The sequence below is a fragment of the Fontisphaera persica genome (genome assembly GCF_024832785.1).
Lineage (GTDB): Bacteria > Verrucomicrobiota > Verrucomicrobiia > Limisphaerales > Fontisphaeraceae > Fontisphaera > Fontisphaera persica.
Window position 1 is genome coordinate 3,474,141 of record NZ_CP116615.1, and the last position, 25,891, is coordinate 3,500,031.

Consider the following 25,891-nt stretch of genomic DNA (forward strand, 5'->3'; position numbering starts at 1 on the left):
GACAAAAGCCAGCACGGCGGCGAGGACGGCACTCTTCACTCGCAAGCCCGCCGAGACCTTCCGATAAAATGAATGCCAGGCATTCATCACGGAAAAGTTAGCGCATCCCGCCGCCCGCGCAATGCCGTTGCCGGAGTTATTTGGGAGGCATCGGGTGAACGGGCATTCCCGGCGGGCGGGCTGCGCCGGCATCGCGGGCTGATGCTCAGCCCTGCCCCTGGCGCTGACGCTCGTCCACCGGGCCGTAGCGCGGTCCCAGGTTTTGCGCCAGCTCGCGGCCAAACTTGAGCAAATCCTGCCGCTCGGCGTCGCTTAGCGGCTGGTACTGGCGGGCCAGGGCCACATTGTGACGGGCCTGCTCGAGGGTGAAGGGGCCGATGACCGCGGAGCTGACCCCCGGCAAATCCAGCGCATAGGCCATGGCTTGGGCGAGCCGCTCAGGCGGCGTGTTGCAGCCCACCCAGCCTTTGCGGTGATTGGGGAAGCCCCCTTTGATGCCCGCATAGACCTTCATGGCCACCACGCCCACGTTTTGCTTGCGGCACTCGGGCAGCACGGTCTCCTCAAAACCATAGATGTTGCGGTCGGCGTAATTCATCACCGTCATCATCACGTCCATCTGTTTGGTTTCCAGCATCTTGACGTATTTCCACGGATTGGCGTGGCCGGACATGCCAATGAACCGCAGCTTGCCCGCTTCCTTTTGCTTCAGCAGGTATTCGAGCACGCCGTCCTTGGCCAGCACGCGCTCCAAGTTTTTACCGCCCAGATGGTGGATGTGCACCAAATCCACGTGGTCCACTTTGAGCAGGCGCAGGCTTTGGGTGAGGGATTTCTCGGCCTCGGCGGCGTTGTCCGTCCAGACCTTGGTGACGAGGAACAGCTTGTCGCGCCGCGCGGGCACCAGGTTGCCGAGCACTTCCTCGGCAATGCCGTAGCCGCGGGCGGTGTCAATGTAGTTGACGCCGCTGTCCATGACCTCGCCGAAAATGCGCTCGGCTTCTTTGGCATCAATGCGGGCTTCGCCCACGGGCGCAGTGCCCAGGCCCAAGATGGTCACCTCCACGCCCGTCCGGCCCAGCACCCGTTTGGGCAGGGGGCGGCCACTGTCCAGCGGCGTTGCGGCGGCCGCGCGCATCAGGGTGGGCACTGTGCTCCACGCAGCGCCGGCTGCCAGGGTGGCACGGAGAAAACGACGGCGGCTGCAACCGCCTCCCGGGGAGTTGGGATGGTTCATCATGAGTTTATTGGCCAGCCGGGCATAGGATGTTAATGTCCTTAAACTGCCATGTTTTGCCTGAGCTGGCAACACCGCGCTTTATTGAAACGCCTCCCGCAGCAGAGCCAGGCTGCGGGGCACGCCTTCGTCCGCCGGCGCTTTGCCTTCAAATTCCACCGCCACGTAGCCCTGGTAATTGACCTCGGCCAGAATGGCCGCGATGCGGCGGTAATCCAAATCCAGGGTGTACCACTCGCCGCCGCCGAAATACGTCTTGGCCTGCACAAACACGGTGCGCGGAGCAATTTGGCGGAGTTTGTCGTACGGCTCCTCCAGGAAGTTTCCGGTATCCATCAGGGCGCCCAGCCAGGGCGAATCAAACTGCTTGAGCAGCCGCAACTGGCCTTCGGGGGTGCTGGTCAGGCCCCAATGGTTTTCCAGCGCCAGGATGACGCCGTGCTGCTCGGCCTTGGGCAGGCACTGGGCAATGCATTCCGCGCACCACTTGAATCCCTCTTCTTCCGTGTGGCCGGGGAGGATGGGCTCCACCCCGCGGGCTTTCATGAGCGCATCAAAATCCTGGATGGTATTCCACCGCCCGCTGTTGAGGCGAATGCACGGTGCGCCCAGCTCGGCGGCAATTTCAATGCATTTGTGGGTGTGTTCCACCTGCCGCTGGAGGTAGGCCGGGTCCGGGTCCACAAAATCTTGGTGGATGGACAACGCAATGAGCGCCACCCCGTGCCTGAAAGCATGGCGCTTGAGCCGCCGCAAATAAGCCCGGTGTTCGGCCGTCAGCGGCTCGCGCTCGGGGATGTCCATTTGCCGGTGAAGGATGTCCACCGCCGGCGCGCCCAGGGCGCTGGCCTTTTCGATGACCGTTTCAATGGGCACTTTGGGCGCGCGAAAATGCCAGTAGGAGTAACTGGAGATGCCGAGCTTGACCCTGGGGCGCCCGGCGGCCGGGGCGGCAGTGGCGGCGGCGGGCAGGGCGGTGGCGGCGGCAGCCAGTGCCAGGGTGTTGACAAAGGCCCGGCGTGGCACGCCGCCGGCGGGGCGAGGTGATATGCTCATGGCCCGCAGTGTAAGCTATCGGCCCGCCTGAAGCAAATCTCCCATTGTCCCGTCGAAATAGTTGAGGCAGTGTTAATAGGACATGAGCGAACCGGCGAACGCCACGGGTTGGGTGCGCCCCCTCGCCAGCCGCACGCTGGCGTGGGCGGCGGTGGTGTCGCTGGTGGTGCATCTGGCCCTTTATAGCGGTTACCGGGTGGTCAAGTCATGGCATTGGGCGGGCTACGAAAAGGTCATGGCCGCCATCACCCCCAAACCCTCCGATGCGCCCGCCATCCTGATGAAGTGGCTCATCCCCAAACCCAAACCGGAAGAGAAAAAGTCCACGCCGCGGCTGGAGCCGCGGGAGTTGGCCATCCTGCTGCCACAGCCGCCCCCGCAAATCTTTGTGCCGGTGGACCCGTTGGCCGCGACGCAGGAGGAGCCTCCCCAGGCGCGTTATTACAGCGATAAAAATTCGCGGGCCGCGAATCCGGAAATCAAGAAGGAGTCTGACCAACCCAACCTGGACGGCAAGCAAACGCGCATCCCGCGGGCCACCGAGTCCGCTCCCACCCCCGTGCGGCCCCAGCCGCAACAGAATCCGCAACCACGACCGCCCGACCGCCAGCCGGCCGAGGAAGCGCCGGAGGCCGACGTGGCGCGGCCTTTGCAGCCCGCCACGGCCCCGCCCCAACCCGAGCCGCGCCCGCCCGCTGAGCGGCAGCCGCCGGGCAATCTGGCGCTGGCCCGGCCCTCAGAAGCACTCTTGCCGCAGCCTCCGCCGCGTCCACCTGCCGAGCCGGGACCAGAGCGTCCCGCCACCCCACCGGCCCGTGTGCGCACGTTGGTGGAGGCCAAGGCCCGGATGCAGGACAACGCCATTGCCGGCCAGAAAATGAAGCAGGAAGGGGGGGTGAAAAACCGCCTGGCCATATCCGCCCTGGACGCCAAAGCCACGCCGTTTGGGGCGTACGATGCGATGATTGTCGCCGCCGTCCAGCAGCGATGGTATGACCTGCTGGAGCGCGCGCGTTTTTCCGGCGACCGCCGTGGGGTGGTGGTGGTGGATTTTCAACTGCACGCCTCGGGGCGCGTCAGTGATGTGGAGCTGGTGGAGAGCACGGTGGGGGACTTTCTGGCGTCGCTGTGCCAGATGGCCATCACCGACCCCTCACCGTATGCCAAATGGCCGCCGGAGATGCAGCGGCTGTTCCAGGGTGGGGTGCGCAAGGTGCGCTTCACCTTTTATTATGATTAGGCCGGCGGCCGCCGTGGCCGGCCCAGCGCGCCGGGGGATGGCAATTTGCTTGCAGCACGGGGCGCTTGCCCGTAAGTAACACCCGGGCGCAAGGGGAATGAACTCCTTGGGCGCGGCGGGTTTGGAATCATGGAACTCATCTTTTTGGGTTTGTTGTTGTTGACCTCGCTGGTGGGGGGCACCGTCATCGTGGAGCGCGGCCTGGCCTTGCGCCGCAGCCGCGTGGTGCCCACCGAGGTGGTGGCGGCTTTGCAGAATTGCCACGGGCCGGAAGACCTGGGCATCTTGCTCAAGATTTGCCAGCAAAAACCCTCCAGCCTCAGCCGGCTGGTGCAGGTGGCCGCGCAACATCTGGAATGGCCCAAGGCCGAAAACGCCGAGGCGGTGCAAACTCAGGCCCGCCAGGAGATTGTGGGTCTGGAACGCGGGCTGGTCATCCTGGAAATCACCGTGGGCATCGCGCCGCTGCTGGGGTTGGTGGGCACAGTGTTTGGCTTGATGAGCCTCTTTGGGACCCTGGGCACCAGCGAAATCATCCAAAGCACCGAGCTGGCCAAGGGCATTTCGGTCATTCTCACCGCCACCCTGTTGGGGCTGCTGATTGCCATTCCGGCGCTGATTGCCTGGAGCTATTACAACGCCAAAATCCAGGCCATGGCTGTGGAAATGGAAAGCCTGTGCACTGAATTTCTGCGCCGCCAATACCTGCGGCGCGCGGAAGATTGAGCCGCCATGCAATTCATCACGCACCGCCGCCGCCACGCCCCCACGATTATCATCGTGGCGCTCATAGATATTCTGATTGTGCTGCTCATCTTCCTCATTGTCACCACCACCTTCAAAAACCAGCAGCCCTCCTTGCGGCTCACGCTGCCCGAATCCCGGCAGGCCCAGGCGGGGGTGTCCGAGGCGGGTGTGGTGTTGCTGGTGGAAGTGGACAAACAACCGCCCTACCTGCGCTACAATGGCATGGCGGTGACCCTGGACCAACTGCGCAAGGAGTTTGCCAGCCACGCCTCCCGCCAGCCGCCGCCGGGCGTGGCCATTCGCGCCGATGCCCTGGCGCCCTTCGAGCAGATTGTGCGCGTCATGGACGCCGCCCGCGAGGCGCGCCTGACCAACCTGAGCGCGCATGTGCGCAACCCCTGAGCGCGGCAGGCCGGACTAGGGCGAAGTCGTCTGGTGAAAGACGGTTTTGCCCGTCATCAACCAGGGCATGGGCGGCGGCGCCTGGGTGTCTTCCAACATGACCAGCACCAGCCGCTCGCCGTCATGCCGCAGCGCCGAGGCGGTCAGCCGCAGGTGCAGCTCCCGCACGTGCCCATGCGAGCCTAGCAAAGCGTGGTGGTTGCGTTGCACCAATGGCATGCCGGACAGCACCTCCAGCACACTTTGTTTCACGGCACATTTGGCACAAGCGGGCGCGTGGCCGCAGCCCTCGGGATGCTCCTCGGCATGAACGCAATGAAATGCCTCGCCGTTCTGGCGGTACAGCATGGCTTTGCGCTCGGCGCCGCTGAGACCGGCGGCGGCGCGGTTGACGTGCAGAAGGCGCAGGTGCTCGTCCAGCACCAGCAGCGCGTGGGGAAAGCCCTCAAAGACTTCGCGGAAGAGGTCCGACCGAGCATAAACAGCCTGAGTTGCAGCGTTCATGTGGCCCAAAGTTTTATGGTTACGCAGTAATGTAACACAGGGCGCGCCCAAGTGCCAAATCACCCACAATCTGGGAGCGCCAAGGAAAGTTACCTCTCGGTATAGGCGCCTGATATCCTGCCTCTCCCCCCAGGGGCCTGGTCGCTGACCTTTCCTGGCTTGATTGGCGCACCGGGCGGACTTTAAGCTGGGCGCATGATGTCATCCGCAGCGCCCGGACAGAATTCCCCCCATCTGTGCTATGTCTGGCTCATTTCCGCCGTGGCCGCGCTGGGGGGCTTGTTGTTTGGCTGGGATTGGGTGGTGATTGGAGGGGCCAAACCGTTTTTTGAGCCGCATTTCAATCTGCCGGAAATCGCCGCGGCCTGGCGGCAGCATGGCTGGGCGCGCGCGGTGGGTTTGGACACGCCGGAAGCGCTGAGCGGGTGGGCCAACAGTTGCGCGCTGCTGGGCTGTCTGGCGGGCGCCTTGATGGCGGGCGTGCTGAGCGATGCGCTGGGCCGCAAGAAATTGCTGGTGGCGGCGGCGTTGTTGTTTGCGTTGTCGTCGGTGCTGACGGGCTGGGCGGGCAGCTTCAATCAGTTTGTGGGATGGCGCATGGCGGGCGGGGTGGCCATTGGCATGGCCTCGAACATTTCGCCGTTGTACATTGCTGAAGTGGCGCCGGCGGCGTGGCGGGGCCGGCTGGTCACCCTCAATCAACTGGCCATTGTCATCGGCATCCTGGCGGCGCAACTGGTCAATCTCGCCATTGCCCGCCCGGTGCCGGAAGGGGCCACGGCGGCAGAAATTGCGGCCTCGTGGAATGGCCAGTACGGCTGGCGCTGGATGTTCACCCTGGTGGCGGCGCCTTCGGTGGTGTTTCTGGTCTGCGCCTTGTGGGTGCCGGAAAGCCCGCGATGGCTGGTCAAAAACGGGCGTCCCGATGCCGCCCGGCGAGTGCTCGCGCGTATCGGGGGGGAGGATTATGCCCGCGTGGAAACCGAGGCCATCAGCGCCACCATTGCCGCGGAGGAGGTGGCGCGGGTGCGGCTGGGGGATTTGCTGGAGCCGCGTTTGCTCAAGGTGCTGGCGCTGGGATGCGCCCTGGCGGCGCTGCAACAGTGGAGCGGCATCAACGTGCTGTTCAATTACGCGGAAAACATTTTCAAACAAGCCGGCCTGGCAGTGAACACCATCCTGTTTTTCATCGTGCTCACCGGCCTGGTGAATCTGATTTTCACGCTGCTGGCGCTGGGGACGGTGGACCGCTGGGGCCGCCGCCGGCTGATGCTGCTGGGGTGTGCGGGCATTGGGGCGTCGCATCTGCTCATTGGGGTGGCCTATGCCCAGCATTGGCAGGGGGTGCTGGTGCTGGTGTTTGCGTTGCTGGCAATTGGCTGCTATGCCATGTCGCTGGCGCCGGTGACGTGGGTGCTCATCGCGGAAATCTTCCCCAACCGCATACGCGGGGCGGCCATTTCAGTGGCGGTCTCGGCCTTGTGGGTGGCCTGTTTTTTGCTGACGTTCACCTTCCCCATCCTGGAGCGGCGCCTGGGCACAGGCAACACCTTCTGGCTGTACGCCGCGATTTGCGCGGCGGGCCTGGTGCTGGTTTATTTCAAGGTGCCGGAAACACGGGGCAAATCGCTGGAAAACATTGAACGGGAGCTGGAGGGAGGGCGAGGGGCCTGAGTGGAGCTGAATCTGATGCGCGCAAAAAAATGGTTCTGGATTGGCGCCATTGCCGCACTGCTGCTGGCGATGGCCACGGTGTGGTGGGTGCGGCGCTTCCACCGGTACACGCCGGTGGAGGTGGTGCAAGACCTGCGGGCGGCCATGCAGGTCAAAAACCATCCCCGGCCCGTGGAGCGGTTTCTGGAATTGCGCTACGGGCCGCTGGACCTGCCCGCCAACCGGCATCGGGCGTTCATGGATTTTTTCAATCCCGGCCATGTGGAAGGCCTGCAAATGCTGACCAGCCGCCTGCCCCCGGAGCGGCGGCAAACCAACATCCAGGCCATGGCTCAATGGCTGGCCAATTACCGGCAGCAACTTTTGCCGGAAGAAAAGCAAATGCTGGCGGCGTATTTTCGCACCGAGGAGGGCCGGCGCGCCATTGAGGCCGCCACGGCCAAGTACCTCTCCCAGGATGTCTATTACCGGGCGGAGACGGCGCCGGTAATCCGGGAGTTGATGACCACCCTGACTTACCTCCAGTCGCCATGAAATCTTCCCTTCCGCTGCTTCGCGGGGGCCGCCCCGCCTTCACGCTCATCGAGCTGTTGGTGGTGATTGCCATCATTGCCATTCTGGCCGCTCTCCTGCTGCCGTCGCTGGGCCGCGCCAAACGTTCGGCGCGCGCCACGGCCTGCCTGAGCCAGTTGCGCCAGATGGGGGTGGCGCTGGAACTGTATGTGCAGGAACATGAGGACCGCCTGCCTTCCTGCCCCATGCTGCCCAGCACGGATACCAACCAGACCTCCATCATGGCCGCCCTGCACCCTTACTTGAAAAACAAGGACATCTGGCGCTGTCCGGAGGATGACTCCATCTTCCCGCGCGAGCAGACCAGCTATGAGTGGAATGCCTTCCTCAACGGCGCCTCCTATACCCGCCCGGAGACGTGGTCGCCGGTCACCCAGAGCATTGTGCAGACCATTTTCGGAGGGCGCGCCAACACGCCTTTGCTGGGCGATGCCGGGACGTTTCACGCGGCGGGCGGCAGCGGCCTGGGGAAAAACGCGCTGCTTTTTGATGGGCGCGTGGAGCGCGCCAAACGCCGCTGAGCCGGGCCTACTTGCCCACCCCCATCACAATGACCGCCAAATCAATGATGAACAGCAGCACAATCGTGGCCTCCAGCACCAGCATCCAGCGATTCGTGCGGTCGGCGTTCAGGAAATGGTAGATTTCGTCCAGGGTCTTGAGTTTGCCGTCCAGCACGCGGTGCCAGTCGGCCAGGTGAAAACGATGGGAGACGGCCTGATAGATGCGGGCCAGATGCCAGTCGCCGAAAAACTTGGTGATGTTGCTCAATTCATCGTTGAAGCGGGCCAGATCAATCTTTAACTCGCGCAGCTCGCGCATGACCTGGCTGCGGCTCCGTGTGCCCTGCCCGCTCAAATCGCGATAACTGCGCTCAATGGCATCATCCAACAGGCGGTCGTAAGCCTCCAGTTCGGCCAGTTGCAGGTTGGCCAGCTCCAAAATGTAAAGCGTTTCCTCAAACTCCTGGGGATTGTCCACCACCAGCGCGGCGTCCCAGTCCACCACCGTCAAATCGTCCTCGTAATAACTTAGGTACAGATTGGTGGATTCCTCGGCTTCCTGGGCGGAAAGCGTCTCCTCGTTTGGTTCCTGGGTCAACAAGGCCGCCACCTCCCGCCGGTGCTGGGCCAGCCAGCTTTCGGCACGGATTTTGCCGCCATCCTCGGCGCAGAGGGGGGACTCCAGGCAAAACACCGTGTAGGCTTCTTCCTCCTCCAGCCGCTCCACCGGCCGCACGAAGTGCGATTTTAATTCCTCCCGAATTTTTTCGGCCAGTTGCCGCACCTCCGTATAGAGGTCGCCATTGGTGAAGGTCAGGTCGTGGTATTCCACCAGCTCCTGGAGGTCGGAGACGGCAAACGGCACGCGCACCGACAGACTCATTGCCCCTACGGGAAAGAGTTTGGCGGTTACTTCCAGACGCACCGGCCCGTGCGGGCCAATCCTTTCCCACGGCGTCAAACGCACCAGCAGCGGCCGGTGAAGCATCAGGTAGCGCGGACTGCGTTTGCTGGTGTCCACGCAATAATCGGCCACGGGCTGGCCGCATAACTGCCGCAGGGCCAAAGGGTTGATATCGTAAGCCAGATCAAAGGCGTACAGGTACACCACCACCCCGCGATAACGGGCAGTGGCTGCCGTTGATTTCCGTTCATCCGCCGCCGTCTGCCTCGCTGTGATCATATCCCGCACTAAGATACGTCCGTTTCGCCGTGGGGCACAAGTGGCTTTTATGGAACGTTTTCCCGGCATGAACCGCGGGCGGCCGCCTCATCCCAGCGAATACCCGGCTGTGAAAGCCAAACTCGCGCCAGGGACCTCCTTATTCCCGGACCGCTGGAAAGCTCTCAATAGCGGTGGTGTGTCCAGCCCCTCGTTGCCCGGGTGCTGGCAGGTTGGGGAAATCCCAAGAATTAACTCAAGTCCGGGGCGTGCCCTGCCGATAAACAACCTGAATATGAGTCAAGTGGCCACCATGAACCGGCTGGCGCCGCTAAGCCGGCAGCAAATCAATGCACGGCTGCATTCCTGCCCGCGCCTGCCCTCCTTGAGCACGGTGAACAGCGCGCTCCGGGAGCTGCTGGCGGCGGACCAGAGTTACACCGCGCAAATCAGCGAGGTCATCCGGCGTGACCCGAGCTTGACCGCCCGCCTCTTGCGGCTGGTGAACTCCGTGTATTTTGGCCTCAACGTGCCGGTGAACAGCATCGAGGAGGCGGTCTTTTACCTCGGGTTGCGGCAAATCCGCCAACTGGCCATGGTCACCCCCGTCATCGAGGATTTTCAAAAAATGGCGGGCAACACCGAGTTCCCCTGGCGGGAATTCTGGCGGCATTGCATCGGCACAGCCATCATGGCGCGCGAGGTGCTCTCCGCGGTGCGCATGCCCAACGATGAGGCCGATTACGTCGCCGGCCTGGTGCATGACGTGGGCAAAATTGTCATGGCCTCGGTTTTTCCCCAGCATTTTGCCGAAATTCACCGCCGGGCGCTCGAGACCAAAGCGCCCCTGCAGGCCTTGGAAATCGAGGTGCTGGGGATGGACCATGCGGAATTGGGCGGCCTGTACCTGGAGCAGCACCGCCTGCCGCAAGTAATGATTGAGTCGGCCCGCTTCCACCACTCACCCGAGCGCGCCAGCCAGCACATCCAAATTGTGGCGGCGGTGCATGTGGCGGACTTGTTGCTGCGGCACGCACAGATTGGAGTCAGCGGCAACTACCAGAACGTGGCCGCCGAGGCATGGTTTGAAGCGCCCGCCTGGCATCTCCTCTTCCCCAACCAAACCGACAGCGCCAAGGCCATTGCCCGCGCCGGGCTGAACCGCAGCCTCGAACGGCTGCCGCTGATTTTGGAAGGATTGGTCTAGACCCCGGCACGAGCCGCCTTTCCCCCCAGTGGGGATGGGGAATAGAAGGCAGACGCCCTGGAGGGCGTCCCGTCATCCTTTGCCTCTCCCGATGGGAGAGGGTAATGCGGCCAGGCCGTTCAGCTTGGGCGGCGCCAGCAGAACGATGGAAGCGCCCAACGATGGAACGCCTTGACCTGCGCCTTTTTAGCAGACAGCGTTTATTCCCCTCTCTCCTTGGGACAGCGCCATGGAAAGGACGGCCAAAGTCTGTGACCGAACTTGGTATATTTCCCTCTCCCCCGGGGAGAAGGTCAGGATGAGGGGGCGTTTTCCCCCTTCGTGCCCTTCGTTTCCTTCTGTTCAAAATCCGTGTCCATCCGTGTTCATTTACCCCATCGTGGGAAAGGACTATTGTGAAGGTGTGTAGCGCGTGCGTCGGCCTCATGTAGCGCAGGCGTCCCGCCTGCGGGTTCACGGAGCCTCCCGGCTCCGTGATTGCAGAACTGCCGTCGTCAAACAGACGCCCCAGTAAGCACCAAGCTGCAGTGATACAGCAGATGTCGTAGCTCAGGCTTCTCTTCTGTAGCGCAGGCGCCTCGTCCCGCAAAGCGGGATTCAGCCTCCGTCCCGCAGGCCAGGGATAGGGCAGAGGTATGTTGTTTTGAGAGATAGCCGTTTCCCCATCTTACCCCTCGCCCACGTCCAGCAAGCTCGGACGCAGATTAACCCAACGCCCGGTATCATATCCCCTCTCCCCCCGGGAGAGGGCCAGGGTGAGGGGACCGTTTCAACCCTTCGTTCCCTTCGTTCCCTTCTGTTCAAAATCCGTGTCCATCCGTGTTCCTTTACCCCATCGTGGGAAACAACTAGTGTGAGGGTGTGTAGCGCGTGCGTCGGCCTCATGTAGCGCAGGCGTCCCGCCTGCGGGTTCACGGAGCCTCCCGGCTCCGTGATTGCAGAACTGCCGTCGTCAAACAGACGCTCCAGTAAGCACCAAGCTGCAATGATACAGCAGATGTCGTAGCGCAGCCGTCCCGTCCTTGTAGCGCAGGCGCCTCGTCCCGCAAAGCGGGATTCAGCCTGCGTCCCGCAGGCCAAGGGGGGCCAAGAGCAGGATAATCCGCGCAGCTACAATTTCTCCCACTCCCTGAAGGAGAGAGTCAGGGTGAGGGGACCGTTTCAACCCTTCGTTTCCTTCGTTTCCTTCTGTTCAAAATCCGTGTCCATCCGTGTTCATTTACCTCATCGTGGGAAACAACTAATGTGAGGGTGTGTAGCGCAGGCGTCGGCCTCATGTAGCGCAGGCGTCCCGCCTGCGGGTTCACGGAGCCTCCCGGCTCCGTGATTGCAGAATTGCCAAGGTCAACCGGACGCACAGCGACTGCGTCCCGTCCCGCAAAGCGGGAGCGTCCCGCCGAAGTCAACCTCACCCACGTCACCACCTTTTGTATGCGCGCCGCACGTCCCCCTCAAAACCCTCAACCCCCTGAGTCTTCGCGCCTTTGCGTCTCTGCGTAAATTCAAACTAAATTAACATACCCCGCCCACCGCCGATGCAAGCCGGGCGGTCAGGAAGAAAAATGATCATGCCGTCCCGACGGGGCTTGAGCGGATTGGTCAGGCCGCTTCTATAAACATACCACCCCGCTGGGGCTGTTTTTTCAGAGCTAATGACGGATGGAAATATATTAGGGCAACAGCCCCAAGCCGTTTAGGGTACTCCAAGGCCAGTCCCGTAGGGACGAGTGCTAGTCACGACAGTCCCAAGCCGGTTAGAAGACTCCCGCCAGCCCCGTAGTGACGACCTGTTTATAGAAAACGTCCCCCCTCCGAATTATTTAGTCCCGTAGGGATAACATGAAAACAATCCACCCTCACCTCGGCCTTTTACCACGATGGTGCAGAAGGAAACGGGGTCAGTGCGCCTTGAAGGGGGAAGAGCAACCACGAATGAACACGAATGGACACAAATTTTGAACAGAAGGAAACAAAGGGAACGAAGAGGGAGAAGAAGCCCCTCACCCTGGCCCTCTCACGGGGAGAGAGAAACACACCAAGTTCGGGCACAGGCTTTGCCCTCCCTCATCTTGGCCCTCTCCCAAGGGGAGAGGGGAACTGTTAATGGGCCTTGTGGGATTTTCGCCCGCTTTTGCTGGCTGCAGGCCGGGATGAAGATGAGGGAAACGGCAGCCGCAGCAAAAAACTCATTCATCCTTTGCCCCCCGCCTGCAAGACGCAGGCATTATCCCGCCTTGCGGGACGAGAACATTTGCGTTGCGGCACAGAAAGGATTGGCGCACGGACTGGTGCTTACATGCGCGTCTGTTTGACTTCGGCAATTCTGCAATCACGGAGCCGGGAGGCTCCGTGAACCCGCAGGCGGGACGCCTGCGCTACACACCCTCACCCGGGCCCTTTCGCCATGCAAAAGGGGAAATGATACAGTGCGTTGGTTTATCCTCTTATCGTTCTTTTATGCTCGTGTTGGCAGGACGCGGTTCAGGACGAAGTTAAGGAAAGAGCAGCCGTTGAGGATGGTGATTGAGCAAACACCACCCACCCCGGCTGCGCTAACTCCGCTGGCGCCGGTATTATTTGAGGATGGGCGTGAGCACGATATTCCGATACTCCGCCTTGGTGTGGTCGCCCTGCAGGTAAATCGGGCCGGGCCGAAATTCATCCGACCACAGCGCCCCGCCGGTGCACCCCAGCAAAGGCTCGTTGTCAATAATCTTGGTGCCGTTGAGAATCACGGTCACGTGGCGGTCCACCAACGTGATGTCCAGCGTCTGCCATTGCCCGGGCGGGCGCTCGGCGGCCACCTTGGGCGTGATGCGGCTATAGATGGCGCCCATGTTGTGCGAGTCCACCGGCCGCCCATAAGTTTCCGCCACCTGCACTTCATAGATGCCGCGCAGGTAGATGCCGCTGTTGCCGCCTTTGTCCACCATCACCTCCAGCGTCAAACGGAAGTCCTCGAATTCTTTTTCTGTGCGCAGGTTGCCGTAGTTTTTGCGTGGCTGGCCTTCCACCTGGACGGGGTTGTTAATGAGCTTGCCGTCCACCACGCTCCAGCCATTGTCCTTGCCGTGGATGAGCTGCCAGCCCGTCAAATCCTTGCCATTGAACAGCCGGATGGGCTGCCCAAACTTCAACTTGCTCAGGTCCGGTTTGGGCGGCAGGGGTGGAATGCGCTTGCCGGTGAATGCCGAAGGGCTGCTGACCTTGCCATTGGGCTCTTGGCGGACGATGCTCAAATCCATCTGGTCTCCCTTCACCTTGGCGGTGATGGTTTCCACGCTTTTCTCGGTGACGTTTTGACCAGTGTTGGGGTCTTTGCGGCGGCGTTCATAAACGCGTGTGAGCACCAGCGCATCCCCCTCCATTTTGGTGGTGGTCACCGGCACCACACTGCCGCCGCCCCACAGGATGGAGGACTTGAGCTGGCCTTGCTCCTCCACCACGCCCAACCAGCCCGCCCCGCCGCCGGGGATGGTCAAAGCCCAGCGGCCCAGAAAAGGATTCTCCGCCGCCGGCGCCAGCCAGGTGGAGCAAGCCAACAAACCCGCAGCCAATAAACTGCGGCCATTCCAGAGGAGGTGGTTGAATTTCATGCGTTGATGTTTTTTCTGTTGCTGCGGTTGGACTCGGCTCCGCGCTTACAGCTCCCGAATCCGAATATTGCGCCACATGACTTTCAGGCCCGACTCTTTGTGGCCGTGCACTTGCAGCGCAATAAAGCCTTTGGGCGTCATGGCGTCCTTCAAGTCCGCCGCCGGCACGCCATTAATCCAGGTTTTGATGGAATCCCCCTGGCAGACAATCCGGTAATGATTCCAGTCATTGGTCTTGAAGGCCTTTTGCGCCTCCGGCTTGTTTTTCAAGTCCTGCAGCCATCCCCGGCGGCCTTCGTCGTAAATCCCGCCGCTCCACGCCCGCGCCGAAGGGTCCACCTCCACCTGATAACCATGCACCCGTTTGGCCGGTATCTTGATGGTTTTGCCCTGCCACTCCACAGTGGTTTCCTTGTCAAAACACTGGCTGCGAATCTGGATGCCGGAATTGAGCCGCGAATCCACCTTCAATTCCAGCTCCAGTTCAAAATCTCCGTAATCCTTCTGCGTGCACAAGAAGCTGTTGGGTGTCCCCGCCACCGTGGAACCGATGATCACCCCGTCTTTGACCTCATACAACGCCTTGCCCCCGCGCTGCACCCAGCCGTTCAACGTCTGGCCGTCAAACAAGGCCACCCATGCGCCAGCTTGCGCCGCCTGCAGGGCCACCAGCCCGGCCGCCAACAACAAACAACCCGCAATCAAACTCCGTTTTCTCATAATCTGCCTGTTCCCCAGTGGGGTGGTTATGGACTGTTTGCTTTTCATTATCCCGCCAAAGTCTGCCCGAGGCAACCCTTGGGGGGATGCATGTTGCACTTCAGGATAATGGACGACTCGGCCGCCGCTTGCATTCATCGGCCGCCGTAGCTCCCCACCAATCCACCGAAAAAGTTGCCCGTGCGCGGCAACACCGTGCCCCCTCTCCGTGGCAGGAGGTTAACGGCAGTGAAGGAATGGGGAGCAGCTCGGCGGGGCGTGGGGCCGCGCGTCGCCTGCCGGACGCCGCTTACTTTTGCCCCAACGCCCGTTCCAACAACTGATTCAGCCGCTGCACCATGGCGGACGGTTCCTCCAGCAGGCCGGCCGCAATCCGCGCATTGTCCAAAAGCTGGCGTGCCACCAGCTCTGCCAGCGCCGTATCCTGCGAGCGTAATTCATTCAGCCGCCGCACCAGCGGATGCCGCGGATTCAGCTCCAAATTCAATTTGGGCGTGAGCGCTTCCTCCTGATGCATGGCCCGCAGCAAACGCCGCATGGTCGAGGTGACCATCCGTGACGGGTCCACCACGGCCGCCGGACTGTCCACCAGCCGTTGGGAGACCTCCACCTTTTCCACTTCCTCCCCCAAGGTCTTTTGGCACCACTCGGCCAGCTCTTTGGCCTCGGCCTCGCTCAGCGCCGCCTCGGCGGGCGGCGGCGTTTCCAAGGTCAGGCTGGCTTTTTCCGCGGAGACCAGCGGCTTGCCGTCAAACTCGCGCAGGTGGTCCAGCACCAGCTCTTCCCACGGGTCATACAGAAACAACACTTCGCGCTGGCGGGCCTTGAAGACCTCGTAATACGGGCTGGCCTCGGCGGCCTTGCGCGAGGCTGCCGGCAGGAAATAAATCTCCTTCTGCTCCGGCGGCATGCGCTTCACATAATCCGCCAGCGCGATGTGCTCCCCTGCCTTGACGGCCGAGGACTCAAACCGCAGCAGCCGCCCCAACGCCGCCTGATGCTCCCGGTCCGTGACCACGCCTTCTTTGAGGAAACGGTGGTAGGTCTGATAAAATTCCTTGTAGCGCTCCGGCTCTTTTTCCGCCTGCTCTTCCAGGAATTTCAGGAAACGCCCGGTCAGCACCTTGCCGAGCTTCTTCATCAGGGCCGTGTCCTGCATGGACTCGCGCGAGATGTGCAGCGGCAAATCCTCGCTGTCCACCACGCCCCGCAAAAACCGGAGCCATTCCGGCAGCAGCTCCTTGGGCCGGCTTTGGATGAGCACCTTTTTGCAGTACAAGTGCACCCCCGGCTCCGTGCGGCCCAGCCCCAGCACTTCCCAGTTGAATTTGGGCACAAACAACAGCGCCTGAATGGCCAGCGGCGCATCGGCGGTGAAGTGCAGGCGCATCAAGGGCCCCTCGTGGTCATGCGCCACAAACTTGTAAAAGTCTTCATATTCCTGCTCCTTGATTTCGCTCTTCTGCCGGCTCCAGATGGCCTGGATGGTGTTGATTCGTTTCCCATTCAATTCAATGGGGTACTGGATGAAATTTGAGTACCGCTTGATTAAGCGCTCGATTTCCTCGGGTTGGGCGAAGGTTTTGGCGTCCTCTTTCAAATGCAGGATGATGGACGTGCCCCGCGGCAAATCCGCCACCGGCTCCAGCTCATAGCCCTGCGCCCCCTCGCTGGTCCATTGCCAGCCGCTCTCCTGCGGCCGCCAGGAGCGCGTGCGCACCACCACCTTGGACGCCACCATGAAGGCCGAATAAAACCCCACCCCAAACTGGCCAATGAGATGCGTGTCAGCCTGCTTTTCCCGCGCCAATTGCTGCAGAAAGGCGCGGGTGCCGGAATGAGCGATGGTGCCCAGGTTCTCCACCAGCTCCGCCTGCGTCATGCCGTCGCCGGTGTCGGTGATGGTCAAGGTGCCGGCGGCTGCATCGCTCTGGATGCGAATGGCCAGCGGCGTGTCAGCCTGGTGCAACGCCTCGCCGGACGTCTGCAAAAAACGCAACCGCTCGCAGGCATCCGCGGCATTGGATATCAGCTCCCGCAAAAAGATTTCCCGGTCCGTGTACAGCGAATGAATCACAATATCCAGCAATTGCTGGATTTCCGCCTGAAATTGATGTTTCTCGCTCATATCCCGTTGCTCCTTCATCCCATCATTTTTCCTCAAGACCCCCACAATAAGCCAAAAACGCCTCCCAGCGTCAAGGGATGAGGGAATGGCGTCCGGCAGGCCTCCCGTGCACCCCGACGCCGCCTGGAATGAGCCTGCCCCACTGCCCGCAGGTTCAGAAGCAAAGCCCCCAACGAATCGTCTCTGGTGCTTTGACTTGGGCGGGGGATTGGGAGTAATTTATACCACGGCGACCCATGACCGCCTTTTTTAACATGGCCAAAACGGCCAACGCGGACGCTGCCGCGCAGACCCTGGGCGAGCAGTTGGACCGCCTGACAGCGCCGGGGAGCTTGTTCCAGAAAGAGGACGGCGCCGTGCGCTGCCTGGCCTGCGGACATCGCTGCCGCATCCCCGAAGGCCGCCGTGGCGTCTGCAAGGTCCGGTTCAACCGCCAGGGCGAACTGCGCGTGCCGTTCGGCTACGTGGCCGGCGTGGCGGTGGATCCCATTGAGAAAAAACCTTTTTTTCACGTGCTGCCCGGCGCCGATGCGCTCACCTTTGGCATGCTGGGCTGCGATTTGCATTGCAGCTACTGCCAGAACTGGATCACCAGCCAGGCCCTGCGCGATCCAGCCGCCGGCGCCCCCGTGCAGGAGGTGACCCCCCAACAACTGGCGCGCGCCGCCCGGCGGGAAGGCGCCCAGGTGGTGGTTTCCAGTTACAACGAACCGCTCATCACCGCCGAATGGGCCGCCGCCATTTTCGCCGAAGCGCGCCAGGCCGGACTGCTGTGCGCTTTTGTGTCCAACGGCAACGCCACCCCCGAAGTGCTCGATTTTCTCCAGCCGTACCTGGCGGCGTACAAGGTGGACCTCAAAGGCTTCAATGACCGCGCCTACCGCTCCCTGGGCTGCCCGCTGAAAAGTGTGCTGGATACACTAACGCAGTTGGTCCAGCGCGGCCTCTGGGTGGAAGTGGTCACCCTGCTCGTGCCTGGATTCAACGATGACCCGCAGGAATTGCGCGACCTGACCCGCTTCCTGGCCGGCCTCAACCGCGACCTCCCCTGGCATGTCACGGCGTTTCACCCCGATTACAAAATGACCGGCGCCCGCCGCACCGCCGCGGCGGAGCTGATGCGCGCGGCGGAAATCGGCGCCGAAGCCGGCCTGCGCTATGTGTATGCCGGCAACCTGCCCGGCCGGGCGGGCCCCTGGGAAAATACCCGCTGCCCGCAATGCCAGACCACGGTCATTGAGCGCTGCGGCTTTACCGTGCTGGCCAACCGTCTCACCGCCGAAGGCGCCTGCCCCGAATGCCGCACCCGCCTCCCCGGCATCTGGCGCACCCCCGGCGTGGAGGCGGCCCACCCCCACCTCGACGGGCGCTGGCGCGTGCCGCGCCCCATTCACCTGCCCGGCGCATGAAAAATCACCCCGTTTTCAATCCCCAGGCCGTGCGCGAGCCAGCAGTGGCCGGCATGTTTTACCCTGGCCAGCGCCACGCCCTGGAGCAGGAAGTCCAACAACACCTGAACGCAGGCGTGGAAGTCTCCGCGCCGGCGCCCAAGGCCGTCATTGCCCCGCACGCCGGTTATCTCTATTCCGGCCCCATCGCCGGCTCCGCCTTCAAACCGTGGCGCGCATGGCGCGGCAAAATCCAGCGCGTGGTGCTCATCGGCCCCTCGCACCACTGCTACTTCCAGGGACTCGCCTTGAGCCCCCACGGCCAGTGGGACACTCCCGCCGGCCGCTTCACCGTGGATGCCGCCGCCATTGAACAACTGGCCCGCCTCCCCGGCGTGCATTTCTCCGCCGAGGCCCACCGCGAGGAACACGCCCTGGAGGTCGAGCTGGCCTTCCTCCACGCCACCCTTGGCCCCGTGCCCATCGTGCCCATCCTCACCGGCGAAGTGGATGACGACACCGTGGCCGAAGCGCTGGGCACCGTCTGGGGCGGGCCGGAAACGCTCATCGTCGTCAGCAGCGACCTCAGCCATTACTACGACTACCGCACCGCGCAGAAATTGGACCGCGCCACTGCCGACGCCATCGAAGACCTTGCCCCCGGCGAAATTCATCCACCCCAGGCCTGTGGCCGGCTGGCCATTCAGGGACTGCTTCAGGTGGCTGCCGACCAAAAGCTCACCCCCTTGACGGTGGACTTGCGCAATTCCGGCGACACCGCCGGCCGCAAAGACCGCGTGGTGGGTTATGGCGCCTTCGCATTTTGCCCCCCGCCGCCAACCAACCACCCCACCCCTCCCGCTTGATGGAAATGCCGCATGGCAACTTTTCCGCGGGTGACGCCGCTGGCCCGCCGGCCTCCCAACCCGTGTCCGCCACGGAAACCGGCGTGCGCCTGCCCACCCTCACCCCCACTGAGCAACGCCTCCTCCTGACCGTCGCCAAGGCCTCCATCGAGCACGGCCTCCATCAAGGGCGCCCTTGGACGGTGGACCCTCAGTCCTTCCCCCCCACCCTGCGCGAACCTTGGGCCGTCTTCGTCACCCTGCACCACGAAGGCCGTCTGCGCGGTTGCATTGGCACCCTTGAACCCAACCATCCCCTGGTGGTGGCGGTGGCGCGCTTTGCGTGGCATGCCGCCTTCCACGACACTCGTTTCGCCCCGCTGGCCGCCAACGAACTGCCCGGCCTGCACCTGCATCTCTCCATCCTCAGCCCGCCTGCCCCCATCCCCTGCCAATCCGAGGCCGACCTGCTGGCCCGGCTCCAACCCGGCGTGGATGGTTTGCTCATTGAGGACGGTTTTCATCACGCCACCTTCCTGCCTTCCGTCTGGGACAACCTGCCGGACAAAACCGATTTTCTGCGCCACCTCAAACGCAAAGCCGGCCTCAGCCCCGACCACTGGAGCCATACCTTCCGCGCCAGCCGCTACCGCGCCCTCGGTTTCGGGGCGGACGCGGCAGAACTGGACACCCGCACCCTGCCCACACCTCCCTCCTGATTCCCCGTCCGCCACCCCCGCCGTGCACCAGCGCACGAAAAATGGCCGCAATAAACCCTTGCCAATCCGCGCCTCTTGGCCTATAAATTCATCCTGAAAACGCGGGTGTGGTTCAATGGTAGAACGCGGGCTTCCCAAGCCTGAAACGAGGGTTCGATTCCCTTCACCCGCTCCAAGTTTTTTCTAACGATTCCCCCCAGGCTTAAGTGGCTGGAGAGCTTCATGTTTTTGCGTTGAAGGGATGGCAAGGAGGGATACAGTGAAGGGCATGAAAGCCAACTTGCAGCGTGCACGCGCCTCGCGTCGTGCCTTTTTGAAAACCGCAGCCCTCGGCGCGGCCGGGGTGTGGCTGGCGCCGCGCGTTTATGCGCAGGCCGCCGGCGCCAATGACGCCATCCGCGTGGCGGTGGTGGGCATCAATGGCCGGGGAGCGAGCCATATCAGCGAATTCAACAAACTGCCCGGGGTGCGCGTAGTCGCGCTCTGCGACGTGGATTTGAAAGTGCTGGAGGCGCGGGCGCAAAAAATGGAAGGGGTGCAAAAATATCAGGACCTCCGGAAAATGCTGGAGAGCCGCGAGATTGATGTGGTCTCCATTGCCACCACCAATCACTGGCACGCCCTGGCCACCCTCTGGGCCTGCCAGGCCGGCAAGGATGTGTACGTGGAAAAGCCGTGCAGCCATAATGTGTTTGAAGGACGCAAATGCGTGGAGGCCGCCCGCAAATACAACCGCATCGTCCAGCACGGCACCCAGCGGCGGGCCGGCGGCGATGCGCGCATGGTGGCGCTGGCCAAAAGCGGCGTGTACGGCAAGCTGCTCGTGGCCAAGGGCTACTGCTGCAAGCCGCGCTGGAGCATCGGCTTCAAGCCGGTGGAAGACCCCCCTGCCAGCCTGGATTTTGACCTTTGGCTGGGGCCGGCCCCCAGGCAGCCGTTTCACCGCAACCTGGTGCATTACAACTGGCATTGGTTTTGGGACTTTGGCAACGGCGACATCGGCAACCAGGGCGTCCATGAGATGGACGTGGCGCGCTGGGTCATCGGCGGCACGCTCCCGCGCTCGGTCATCAGCCTGGGCGGGCGCTACGTCGAGGGCGAAGGGCACAAGGACCAGGGCCAGACCCCCAATCAAATGGTGACGGTGCTGGACTTTGACGGCACGCTGCTGCTGTTCGAGACGCGCGGGCTGGTGGGCAAGCTCAAGGAATACCCCAACAAAGTGGCCAACGAATACTACTTCGAGGCGGGCGTGGTCAAAGACGGCAAGTTCTTCCCCAAGGGCAAAACCGAAGGCGAGCCACTGGCCAAAGTGGAAGCTCCCGCCCGCTCAGGCAACATCTTTGCCAACTTCATTGAATGCGTGCGCAGCCGCAACCGCAAGCAACTGCACGCGGACATATTGGAGGGCCATCTTTCCAGCGCGTGCTGCCATCTGGGCAACATCTCCTACCGCCTGGCCAAAGAGCGGCCGTTTGAGAAGCCCAAGGATTTCAGCGACAACGAAGTGGTGGGGGAAAGCATCATGACGGTGCTGGAAAACACCAAGGCCATCGGCGTGGACCCGCAAAAGGCCACCTTGTGGGTGGGCCCCAAGCTCAACTTCGACCCCCAAAAAGAAAAATTCATCGGCAGCCCCGAGGCCGACCGCCTGCTCACCCGCGCCTACCGCGCGCCCTTTATCGTGCCGGAAAAGGTTTAATAGGTTGAGTTCTCAATGGGTCAAAGGGTTAAGGGCTGCACCAAATGAACATGGGCAAGGGAAAAATTGGCGTGCATGGGAAGGTTTTTCGCGATCCCATTCACGGACTGATCCGGATTGAGCCGGAGGATGAATTCATTCTCGACCTGATTAACACACCGGAGTTTCAGCGGCTGCGCCGGGTGCGCCAACTGGGAGTCAGCAGCCTGACCTATCCCGGAGCGGAGCATTCTCGTTTCTCCCACAGTCTGGGAGTTTTCTGTTTCGCGCAGCGCATGTTAAACATGTTGCTTCATCGTTATCGGGGCAAGAGCGAGGTTACAGACTTGCTGGCCCAAGAAGGAAAAACGGTCAAGGCGGCAGCACTGCTGCATGACATTGGTCACGCCCCCTTCTCCCACATGATGGAGCGGGCCTTTCCCGCCACGGCCAACCATGAAAAAAGGACCACTGAACTGATCACGGACAAAACATCGAGCATTCCCCACATATTACAAGCTCATGGCATTGATCCTCATGGAGTCAGGGACATCATTAAAAAGGCGTCCGAACACCGGTTGCTGGTGGACATCGTGAGCAGTCAATTGGATGCAGACCGGATGGACTACATTTTAAGAGACGCCTTGGCAACCGGAGTAAAATACGGGGCTTTCGACGCTGAATGGCTTTTAAACAGCCTCTGCATCGGGGCAGAGCCAGGCACCCATTCACCCGCCAAACCGTCGGAATGGAGGCTGTGTTTGGAGGAAAAACGGGGATTACACTCGGCTGAGCAACTCATCATTGCTCGAATGCACATGAGCTTGCAGGTTTATTACCATAAAACCACGCGCGGGTGGGAAGCACACCTGTTGTGCCTGTTCAAACATGCGGCGGACCTGGCAATGGACAAACGGTTGCCCAAAGGAACAAACAAAATCGCGCAAGCATTCTTTGCCAGCCAGGGCAGGTTGAAACACGCCGATTTTCTGGCGTGCGACGAGGCAACCCTGGTAGCCACGATGCAAGCATGGGCACAATCGAACGGGCGAGGATGCGAAAGGTTAAGAGAACTTTCGGCCGGATATTTGAACCGGGAAAAAAAGTATCGCTGCGCAGACGTCAGCGCCGCAGACACCACTCAGATGTTAAAGTTGACTTCTGAGTTAAACCGTCTGGGCAAAGAATACTTCGATTGGGTTCTCGATACGTCGGATTTTAATTCCTACAAGGATTTTCATTCAGGCCTTAATAAAACTGAGCACGGAGACGACGCCAGCGTGGTCGCTTCCACTGAGGCCATCCTGGTGGCCAATGGGGAACTGGGCGGATTTTCGCGTCCCGTGGAGGGGCAATCCAAGATTCTTGGCGCATTAGGAAAAAAAGATTCGCGCCACCCCGTTTATCGGTTGTATTATCACCACGGCTTGGCCGAAAACGTGCTAAAAATACTTGATAAAATGAAATTAACTTCTAGATAAAACAGGTCATGCACCCGATTGTGTCATTGCTCCAGTTGCTCCGCCTGCTTAAGCGGGTTGAAGGCCGAAAGAAATTGCAAAAAATAGTTCACATTCTTCAGACGCTCGGCGCTCCTTTTCCCCAGCGTTTTGAGTATTCCTATTACGGCATGTATTCCTCCCAGCTCCGCGGTGAAATTGAGCGTTTGGAGAGCGAGAGACTGGTCACAGAAAAGGAAAACCTGGCCGCGCGGGGACATTCGACCTATTTATTAACAGCGACCAAGAGGTTGGAAAAGCTCCTTGACAACCTTGACTGCCCCAAAAATCCCCCTTGGGCTGATTTGGCTCAGGAGTTGAATGATTTGTCCGCTCAACAATTGGAGGCCATCAGCACCATTTTGTTTTTGGAGGATTGTGGACTGGAAGGCGATGCGCTCAGGCAGCGGTTCCAAGCCCTCAAGCCGCATTTGGAATCCATTTTTGATCCTTGCCTAAAAAAGGCTAGAGAGTTTCGTTCCAAGCGATTGGTTTCAGCAAAATTGGTTTCAGCAAATTAAGGGTTTTCCAAGCTGGTTTGACACGCAGCGGGTTAAATTGTCCTATTTTTAATGTCCCCCGCTGGTTTTGAGGCCGTGGAGGGATTCCGCCTGGCTGAGGCGGCTCCAGAAGAAGCCGTAAAGGGCTATGGCAATGAAGCAGGCCATGGGCACGATGAAGCCGCGGGACATGTTGGTCTGGTCCGCCACGTAACCCATGAGCTTGGGCAAAATCGCCCCGCCCATGATGGCCATGACAATGTAGGCCGAGGCTTTCTTGGCGCGCACCCCCAGGCCAAAAATCCCCAGCGCAAAAATGGTGGGGAACATGATGGACATGAAGAAGTAGCTCAGGAACACGCAGACCACCGACAGCCAGCCCAGTTTGAAAAATACCAGCAGGCAGACCAGCACGTTCATCAACCCGTAAAAGCCCAACATGCGGTGCGCGCTGAAACGCTTCAGCAGCCACGCCCCCGTGAAGCGGCCCACCAGGAAGCAGAAGAATCCGAACGAGGCCAGGTTGGAGGCGCCGGCGTCGCTAATGCAATACCGGCCGGGCGTGTAATGAATCAGACCGGCAAAACCATCCGTCAGCAACAGGCGGTTCAACAGGGGGGTGTTGCGTTCCTTTTCCGGCAACGCCAGGATTTCCTTGGCGGCGGCGCTGAGCGTAACGTTGGCGAAGATTTGCGGGTTGTAAATATTGGTGCCACGCACGATGCTTTTCAAATCCTGCACCAGCGGCACGCTCAGCAGCTTGGGATTGGTCTTGCCGGGCACATATTCCTCCAGCGCCGCCCGGGTGTCCGAGGATAATTTCTCCGCCACCAGCGCCGCCACCGGGTCGCTTTTCGCTTTCAAACGCGCCGCCAGCGCCGGCAAATCCTTCAAGTCATCCCGCGTGAAGGAGGTGTTGATTTCAATCCACTTTTTCGTGTTTTTGCCGTGCCAGGAGGCCGGCAAATCAGGCACCTCGGAGGTCACGTAATTGATGAGAAAACTGAAGATGCCCGCCTGCGCCGCCACATACAGAAACTGCGCCGCCACCGCGCCGGAAAAGTGGGGGTGCGACCAGATGCTGTGGTGCGAGAGTTTTTTGGTCAGCGGCGCCATGACCACCGCCGCCACCACAAACAGCAGCACTCCCAGCCAGAAAAGCACCACCGTCAGCGCATGGTCCGCATTGATGGTGAAGGCCGAGGGATGCGGCAGGGCGGAGGCAATGCCTTTCAAGGCCTCGCCCACCCCCGTGGCGCTGAGAATCAGCCAGGCAATCATCCCAAATACCAGCAGCAAAATGGCCACATTGACCAGCAACAACCCGTACACCAGGCCGCGGGACGCCGGTTTCACGGCTGCCGCGCCGCTGTTGTTCTTGTCATCCAGGTGGTAGTCGTCCTCCGTGTTGATGTCCGGCATGGGGGCAAAAAAGAAAATAACCGCCAGGATAATCACCACCACGGCCACGCCGGCGTAAGGAATCCAGAGCGTTTCCGCCCCCGTGCTGCGGCCGGTTTCATCGGTGCCATAAAAAAACAACCCGCCGGCTATGGGTCCCAGAATCCAGCCCACCCCGTTGCAGGATTGCGCCAGGTTGATGCGCGTGGCGGCGTAACGTTTGTCACCCAGCACGGTGGTGTAGGGATTGGCCACCGTTTCCAAAAAGGTCAGCCCGGCGGCAATGGTGCACACGCCCAGCAGAAAAGCCCAGAACTTGGCAATATGCGTGGCGGGAATGAACCACAGCCCGCCCACGGCTACCATCAACAAGCCCGCAATGATGCCCCCCTTGTACCCCAGCCGGATGGCCAGCCAGCCCGCCGGCAGCGCCATGATGAAATAACCCAGATAATGCGCAAACTGCACCCAGGCCGACTGGCTCAGCGTGAGCTTCAGTTCGTTCTGGAAGTGCTTGTCCATCACGTCAATCATCCCGTTGCAGAACCCCCACAGGAGGAACAACGAGCTGACCAGCGCGAAGGTAAAGGCAACGTTTTTGCCGTCGGCGGTGACAAACAGGCTCTTTTTCTCAGTATTCATGCAAGTGACCTCGGGCAGGCGGGCAATGAAAACTGCCGCGCCTGCGAATGAATTGTGCTGCGTTAGTGACGCTTTGGTAACCAAAGCCGGACGGCCCGTCAAGCGCAGCCTCAGCACAAGGGGGTATCAGGATGTGCAAAATACGCCGAAAAAGCGTGCAGGAGAGGTTGATATGGCGCGTGATGCTTCAGGCTACTCACCTGCCAACATCGGGAATGGCCCGCCGTTTCAGGGCAAAAAAAAAACTGGCGGCCCGGTGTCCGGCCGGGCCGCCAGACAACTACTCACCCAAAGAAGAAGGCGCCAGGTGGTGTGACCCAACGCAGGGGGATGAATATGGAGTGCGTTTTGCCGTCACCGTGATAGCGACGGCGGTTGGCGGCAACTGTGTGAGTCCAGTAACCATAAACCAAGTTACCGCTTGGTAAGTAGCATATACCATGCCGTGGGATAAGGTGGGTTAAACC

General features: G+C 61.2%; 22 protein-coding genes and 1 tRNA gene. 15 read left to right on the plus strand and 8 right to left on the minus strand.

Features of this window, described 5'->3' with window-relative positions; genetic code table 11:
- Window positions 1-205: 205 nt before the first annotated feature.
- Complete coding sequence (locus NXS98_RS13005) at window positions 206-1,240, minus strand: aldo/keto reductase (RefSeq protein WP_283845441.1); 1,035 nt, start codon at window positions 1,238-1,240, stop codon at window positions 206-208.
- A gap of 78 nt (window positions 1,241-1,318) precedes the next feature.
- On the minus strand, window positions 1,319-2,293 hold the full coding sequence (locus NXS98_RS13010) for a sugar phosphate isomerase/epimerase family protein (RefSeq protein WP_283845442.1): 975 nt from the start codon (window positions 2,291-2,293) through the stop codon (window positions 1,319-1,321).
- Between the two features lie 82 nt (window positions 2,294-2,375).
- On the opposite strand from NXS98_RS13010, the gene NXS98_RS13015 reads away from it, so the two are divergent.
- From NXS98_RS13015 to NXS98_RS13025, 3 genes are all read left to right on the plus strand, one after another.
- A complete protein-coding gene (locus NXS98_RS13015; protein WP_283845443.1) occupies window positions 2,376-3,533 on the plus strand; it encodes a hypothetical protein in 1,158 nt (385 codons plus the stop codon).
- 129 nt (window positions 3,534-3,662) lie between these two features.
- Complete coding sequence (locus NXS98_RS13020; RefSeq protein WP_283845444.1) at window positions 3,663-4,259, plus strand: MotA/TolQ/ExbB proton channel family protein; 597 nt, start codon at window positions 3,663-3,665, stop codon at window positions 4,257-4,259.
- Between the two features lie 6 nt (window positions 4,260-4,265).
- The gene (locus NXS98_RS13025; protein ID WP_283845446.1) at window positions 4,266-4,682 is read left to right on the plus strand and encodes an ExbD/TolR family protein; all 417 of its coding nucleotides are present in this window, start codon (window positions 4,266-4,268) and stop codon (window positions 4,680-4,682) included.
- A gap of 15 nt (window positions 4,683-4,697) precedes the next feature.
- On the opposite strand, the gene NXS98_RS13030 is transcribed toward NXS98_RS13025, so the two are convergent.
- Window positions 4,698-5,186 carry a PAS domain-containing protein gene (locus NXS98_RS13030; RefSeq protein ID WP_283845449.1) on the minus strand — a complete coding sequence of 163 codons (489 nt, stop codon included), beginning with the start codon at window positions 5,184-5,186 and terminating at the stop codon, window positions 4,698-4,700.
- A 195-nt stretch (window positions 5,187-5,381) separates the two neighbouring features.
- Between NXS98_RS13030 and NXS98_RS13035 the strand changes: the two genes are divergently transcribed.
- Genes NXS98_RS13035 through NXS98_RS13045 form a run of 3 tightly spaced genes read left to right on the plus strand, consistent with a single transcriptional unit; the run spans window position 5,382 to window position 7,954 of the window.
- A complete protein-coding gene (locus NXS98_RS13035; RefSeq protein ID WP_343214102.1) occupies window positions 5,382-6,860 on the plus strand; it encodes a sugar porter family MFS transporter in 1,479 nt (492 codons plus the stop codon).
- 15 nt (window positions 6,861-6,875) lie between these two features.
- Complete coding sequence (locus NXS98_RS13040; RefSeq protein ID WP_283845450.1) at window positions 6,876-7,394, plus strand: hypothetical protein; 519 nt, start codon at window positions 6,876-6,878, stop codon at window positions 7,392-7,394.
- On the plus strand, window positions 7,391-7,954 hold the full coding sequence (locus tag NXS98_RS13045) for a prepilin-type N-terminal cleavage/methylation domain-containing protein (RefSeq protein ID WP_283845451.1): 564 nt from the start codon (window positions 7,391-7,393) through the stop codon (window positions 7,952-7,954). The genes NXS98_RS13040 and NXS98_RS13045 overlap by 4 nt, the downstream gene beginning before the upstream one ends.
- Window positions 7,955-7,961: 7 nt before the next feature.
- Here NXS98_RS13045 and NXS98_RS13050 read toward each other — a convergent pair whose 3' ends face one another.
- Complete coding sequence (locus tag NXS98_RS13050; protein ID WP_283845452.1) at window positions 7,962-9,119, minus strand: hypothetical protein; 1,158 nt, start codon at window positions 9,117-9,119, stop codon at window positions 7,962-7,964.
- Between the two features lie 274 nt (window positions 9,120-9,393).
- Between NXS98_RS13050 and NXS98_RS13055 the strand changes: the two genes are divergently transcribed.
- A complete protein-coding gene (locus NXS98_RS13055) occupies window positions 9,394-10,305 on the plus strand; it encodes an HDOD domain-containing protein (protein ID WP_283845453.1) in 912 nt (303 codons plus the stop codon).
- Between the two features lie 2,573 nt (window positions 10,306-12,878).
- Here the strand turns inward: NXS98_RS13055 and NXS98_RS13060 are convergent.
- The 3 genes from NXS98_RS13060 to htpG all read right to left on the minus strand — a co-directional run bounded on the left by NXS98_RS13060 (window position 12,879) and on the right by htpG (window position 16,767).
- Window positions 12,879-13,901 carry a 3-keto-disaccharide hydrolase gene (locus tag NXS98_RS13060; RefSeq protein WP_283845454.1) on the minus strand — a complete coding sequence of 341 codons (1,023 nt, stop codon included), beginning with the start codon at window positions 13,899-13,901 and terminating at the stop codon, window positions 12,879-12,881.
- Between the two features lie 45 nt (window positions 13,902-13,946).
- Window positions 13,947-14,621 (minus strand): 3-keto-disaccharide hydrolase, encoded by a 675-nt coding sequence (locus NXS98_RS13065; RefSeq protein ID WP_343214103.1) that lies wholly within the window; start codon window positions 14,619-14,621, stop codon window positions 13,947-13,949.
- A gap of 289 nt (window positions 14,622-14,910) precedes the next feature.
- Window positions 14,911-16,767 carry a molecular chaperone HtpG gene (htpG, locus tag NXS98_RS13070; RefSeq protein WP_283845455.1) on the minus strand — a complete coding sequence of 619 codons (1,857 nt, stop codon included), beginning with the start codon at window positions 16,765-16,767 and terminating at the stop codon, window positions 14,911-14,913.
- A gap of 236 nt (window positions 16,768-17,003) precedes the next feature.
- Here htpG and amrS point away from each other — a divergent pair, with 236 nt between their 5' ends.
- The 7 genes from amrS to NXS98_RS13105 all read left to right on the plus strand — a co-directional run bounded on the left by amrS (window position 17,004) and on the right by NXS98_RS13105 (window position 23,402).
- Window positions 17,004-18,158 carry an AmmeMemoRadiSam system radical SAM enzyme gene (gene amrS, locus NXS98_RS13075; protein WP_283845456.1) on the plus strand — a complete coding sequence of 385 codons (1,155 nt, stop codon included), beginning with the start codon at window positions 17,004-17,006 and terminating at the stop codon, window positions 18,156-18,158.
- Window positions 18,155-19,003, plus strand: coding sequence for an AmmeMemoRadiSam system protein B (gene amrB / locus NXS98_RS13080; protein WP_283845457.1), 849 nt, complete (start codon window positions 18,155-18,157; stop codon window positions 19,001-19,003). The genes amrS and amrB overlap by 4 nt, the downstream gene beginning before the upstream one ends.
- Before the next feature lie 62 nt (window positions 19,004-19,065).
- Window positions 19,066-19,701 (plus strand): AmmeMemoRadiSam system protein A, encoded by a 636-nt coding sequence (amrA, locus tag NXS98_RS13085; RefSeq protein ID WP_283845458.1) that lies wholly within the window; start codon window positions 19,066-19,068, stop codon window positions 19,699-19,701.
- 101 nt (window positions 19,702-19,802) lie between these two features.
- Window positions 19,803-19,876 (plus strand) — tRNA-Gly (locus tag NXS98_RS13090).
- A gap of 93 nt (window positions 19,877-19,969) precedes the next feature.
- Entirely contained in the window at window positions 19,970-21,403 is a 1,434-nt protein-coding gene (locus NXS98_RS13095) for a Gfo/Idh/MocA family protein (RefSeq protein WP_283845459.1), read from the plus strand.
- Between the two features lie 44 nt (window positions 21,404-21,447).
- Window positions 21,448-22,863 (plus strand): HD domain-containing protein, encoded by a 1,416-nt coding sequence (locus NXS98_RS13100; RefSeq protein ID WP_283845460.1) that lies wholly within the window; start codon window positions 21,448-21,450, stop codon window positions 22,861-22,863.
- Between the two features lie 8 nt (window positions 22,864-22,871).
- Window positions 22,872-23,402, plus strand: a complete 531-nt coding sequence (locus NXS98_RS13105) for a hypothetical protein (protein ID WP_283845461.1) — start codon at window positions 22,872-22,874, stop codon at window positions 23,400-23,402.
- A gap of 48 nt (window positions 23,403-23,450) precedes the next feature.
- Here NXS98_RS13105 and NXS98_RS13110 read toward each other — a convergent pair whose 3' ends face one another.
- Complete coding sequence (locus NXS98_RS13110; protein ID WP_283845462.1) at window positions 23,451-25,424, minus strand: MFS transporter; 1,974 nt, start codon at window positions 25,422-25,424, stop codon at window positions 23,451-23,453.
- On the opposite strand from NXS98_RS13110, the gene NXS98_RS13115 reads away from it, so the two are divergent.
- Window positions 25,423-25,740, plus strand: a complete 318-nt coding sequence (locus NXS98_RS13115) for a hypothetical protein (RefSeq protein ID WP_283845463.1) — start codon at window positions 25,423-25,425, stop codon at window positions 25,738-25,740. The two genes, NXS98_RS13110 and NXS98_RS13115, sit on opposite strands and share 2 nt — an antisense overlap.
- Window positions 25,741-25,891 lie beyond the last annotated feature (151 nt).

Bases quoted from the DNA above. Each gene is read 5' to 3' on its own strand.
- NXS98_RS13100 (WP_283845460.1), top strand. From the start codon at position 21,448: ATGAACATGGGCAAGGGAAAAATTGGCGTGCATGGGAAGGTTTTTCGC.
- NXS98_RS13110 (WP_283845462.1), bottom strand. From the start codon at position 25,424: ATGAATACTGAGAAAAAGAGCCTGTTTGTCACCGCCGACGGCAAAAAC.
- NXS98_RS13115 (WP_283845463.1), top strand. From the start codon at position 25,423: ATGCAAGTGACCTCGGGCAGGCGGGCAATGAAAACTGCCGCGCCTGCG.
- NXS98_RS13095 (WP_283845459.1), top strand. From the start codon at position 19,970: ATGAAAGCCAACTTGCAGCGTGCACGCGCCTCGCGTCGTGCCTTTTTG.
- NXS98_RS13015 (WP_283845443.1), top strand. From the start codon at position 2,376: ATGAGCGAACCGGCGAACGCCACGGGTTGGGTGCGCCCCCTCGCCAGC.
- amrB (WP_283845457.1), top strand. From the start codon at position 18,155: ATGAAAAATCACCCCGTTTTCAATCCCCAGGCCGTGCGCGAGCCAGCA.
- NXS98_RS13025 (WP_283845446.1), top strand. From the start codon at position 4,266: ATGCAATTCATCACGCACCGCCGCCGCCACGCCCCCACGATTATCATC.
- NXS98_RS13010 (WP_283845442.1), bottom strand. From the start codon at position 2,293: ATGAGCATATCACCTCGCCCCGCCGGCGGCGTGCCACGCCGGGCCTTT.
- NXS98_RS13020 (WP_283845444.1), top strand. From the start codon at position 3,663: ATGGAACTCATCTTTTTGGGTTTGTTGTTGTTGACCTCGCTGGTGGGG.
- NXS98_RS13060 (WP_283845454.1), bottom strand. From the start codon at position 13,901: ATGAAATTCAACCACCTCCTCTGGAATGGCCGCAGTTTATTGGCTGCG.
- htpG (WP_283845455.1), bottom strand. From the start codon at position 16,767: ATGAAGGAGCAACGGGATATGAGCGAGAAACATCAATTTCAGGCGGAA.
- NXS98_RS13055 (WP_283845453.1), top strand. From the start codon at position 9,394: ATGAGTCAAGTGGCCACCATGAACCGGCTGGCGCCGCTAAGCCGGCAG.
- NXS98_RS13065 (WP_343214103.1), bottom strand. From the start codon at position 14,621: ATGAGAAAACGGAGTTTGATTGCGGGTTGTTTGTTGTTGGCGGCCGGG.
- NXS98_RS13045 (WP_283845451.1), top strand. From the start codon at position 7,391: ATGAAATCTTCCCTTCCGCTGCTTCGCGGGGGCCGCCCCGCCTTCACG.
- NXS98_RS13040 (WP_283845450.1), top strand. From the start codon at position 6,876: ATGCGCGCAAAAAAATGGTTCTGGATTGGCGCCATTGCCGCACTGCTG.
- NXS98_RS13030 (WP_283845449.1), bottom strand. From the start codon at position 5,186: ATGAACGCTGCAACTCAGGCTGTTTATGCTCGGTCGGACCTCTTCCGC.
- amrS (WP_283845456.1), top strand. From the start codon at position 17,004: ATGGCCAAAACGGCCAACGCGGACGCTGCCGCGCAGACCCTGGGCGAG.
- NXS98_RS13005 (WP_283845441.1), bottom strand. From the start codon at position 1,240: ATGATGAACCATCCCAACTCCCCGGGAGGCGGTTGCAGCCGCCGTCGT.
- NXS98_RS13050 (WP_283845452.1), bottom strand. From the start codon at position 9,119: ATGATCACAGCGAGGCAGACGGCGGCGGATGAACGGAAATCAACGGCA.
- NXS98_RS13035 (WP_343214102.1), top strand. From the start codon at position 5,382: ATGATGTCATCCGCAGCGCCCGGACAGAATTCCCCCCATCTGTGCTAT.
- NXS98_RS13105 (WP_283845461.1), top strand. From the start codon at position 22,872: ATGCACCCGATTGTGTCATTGCTCCAGTTGCTCCGCCTGCTTAAGCGG.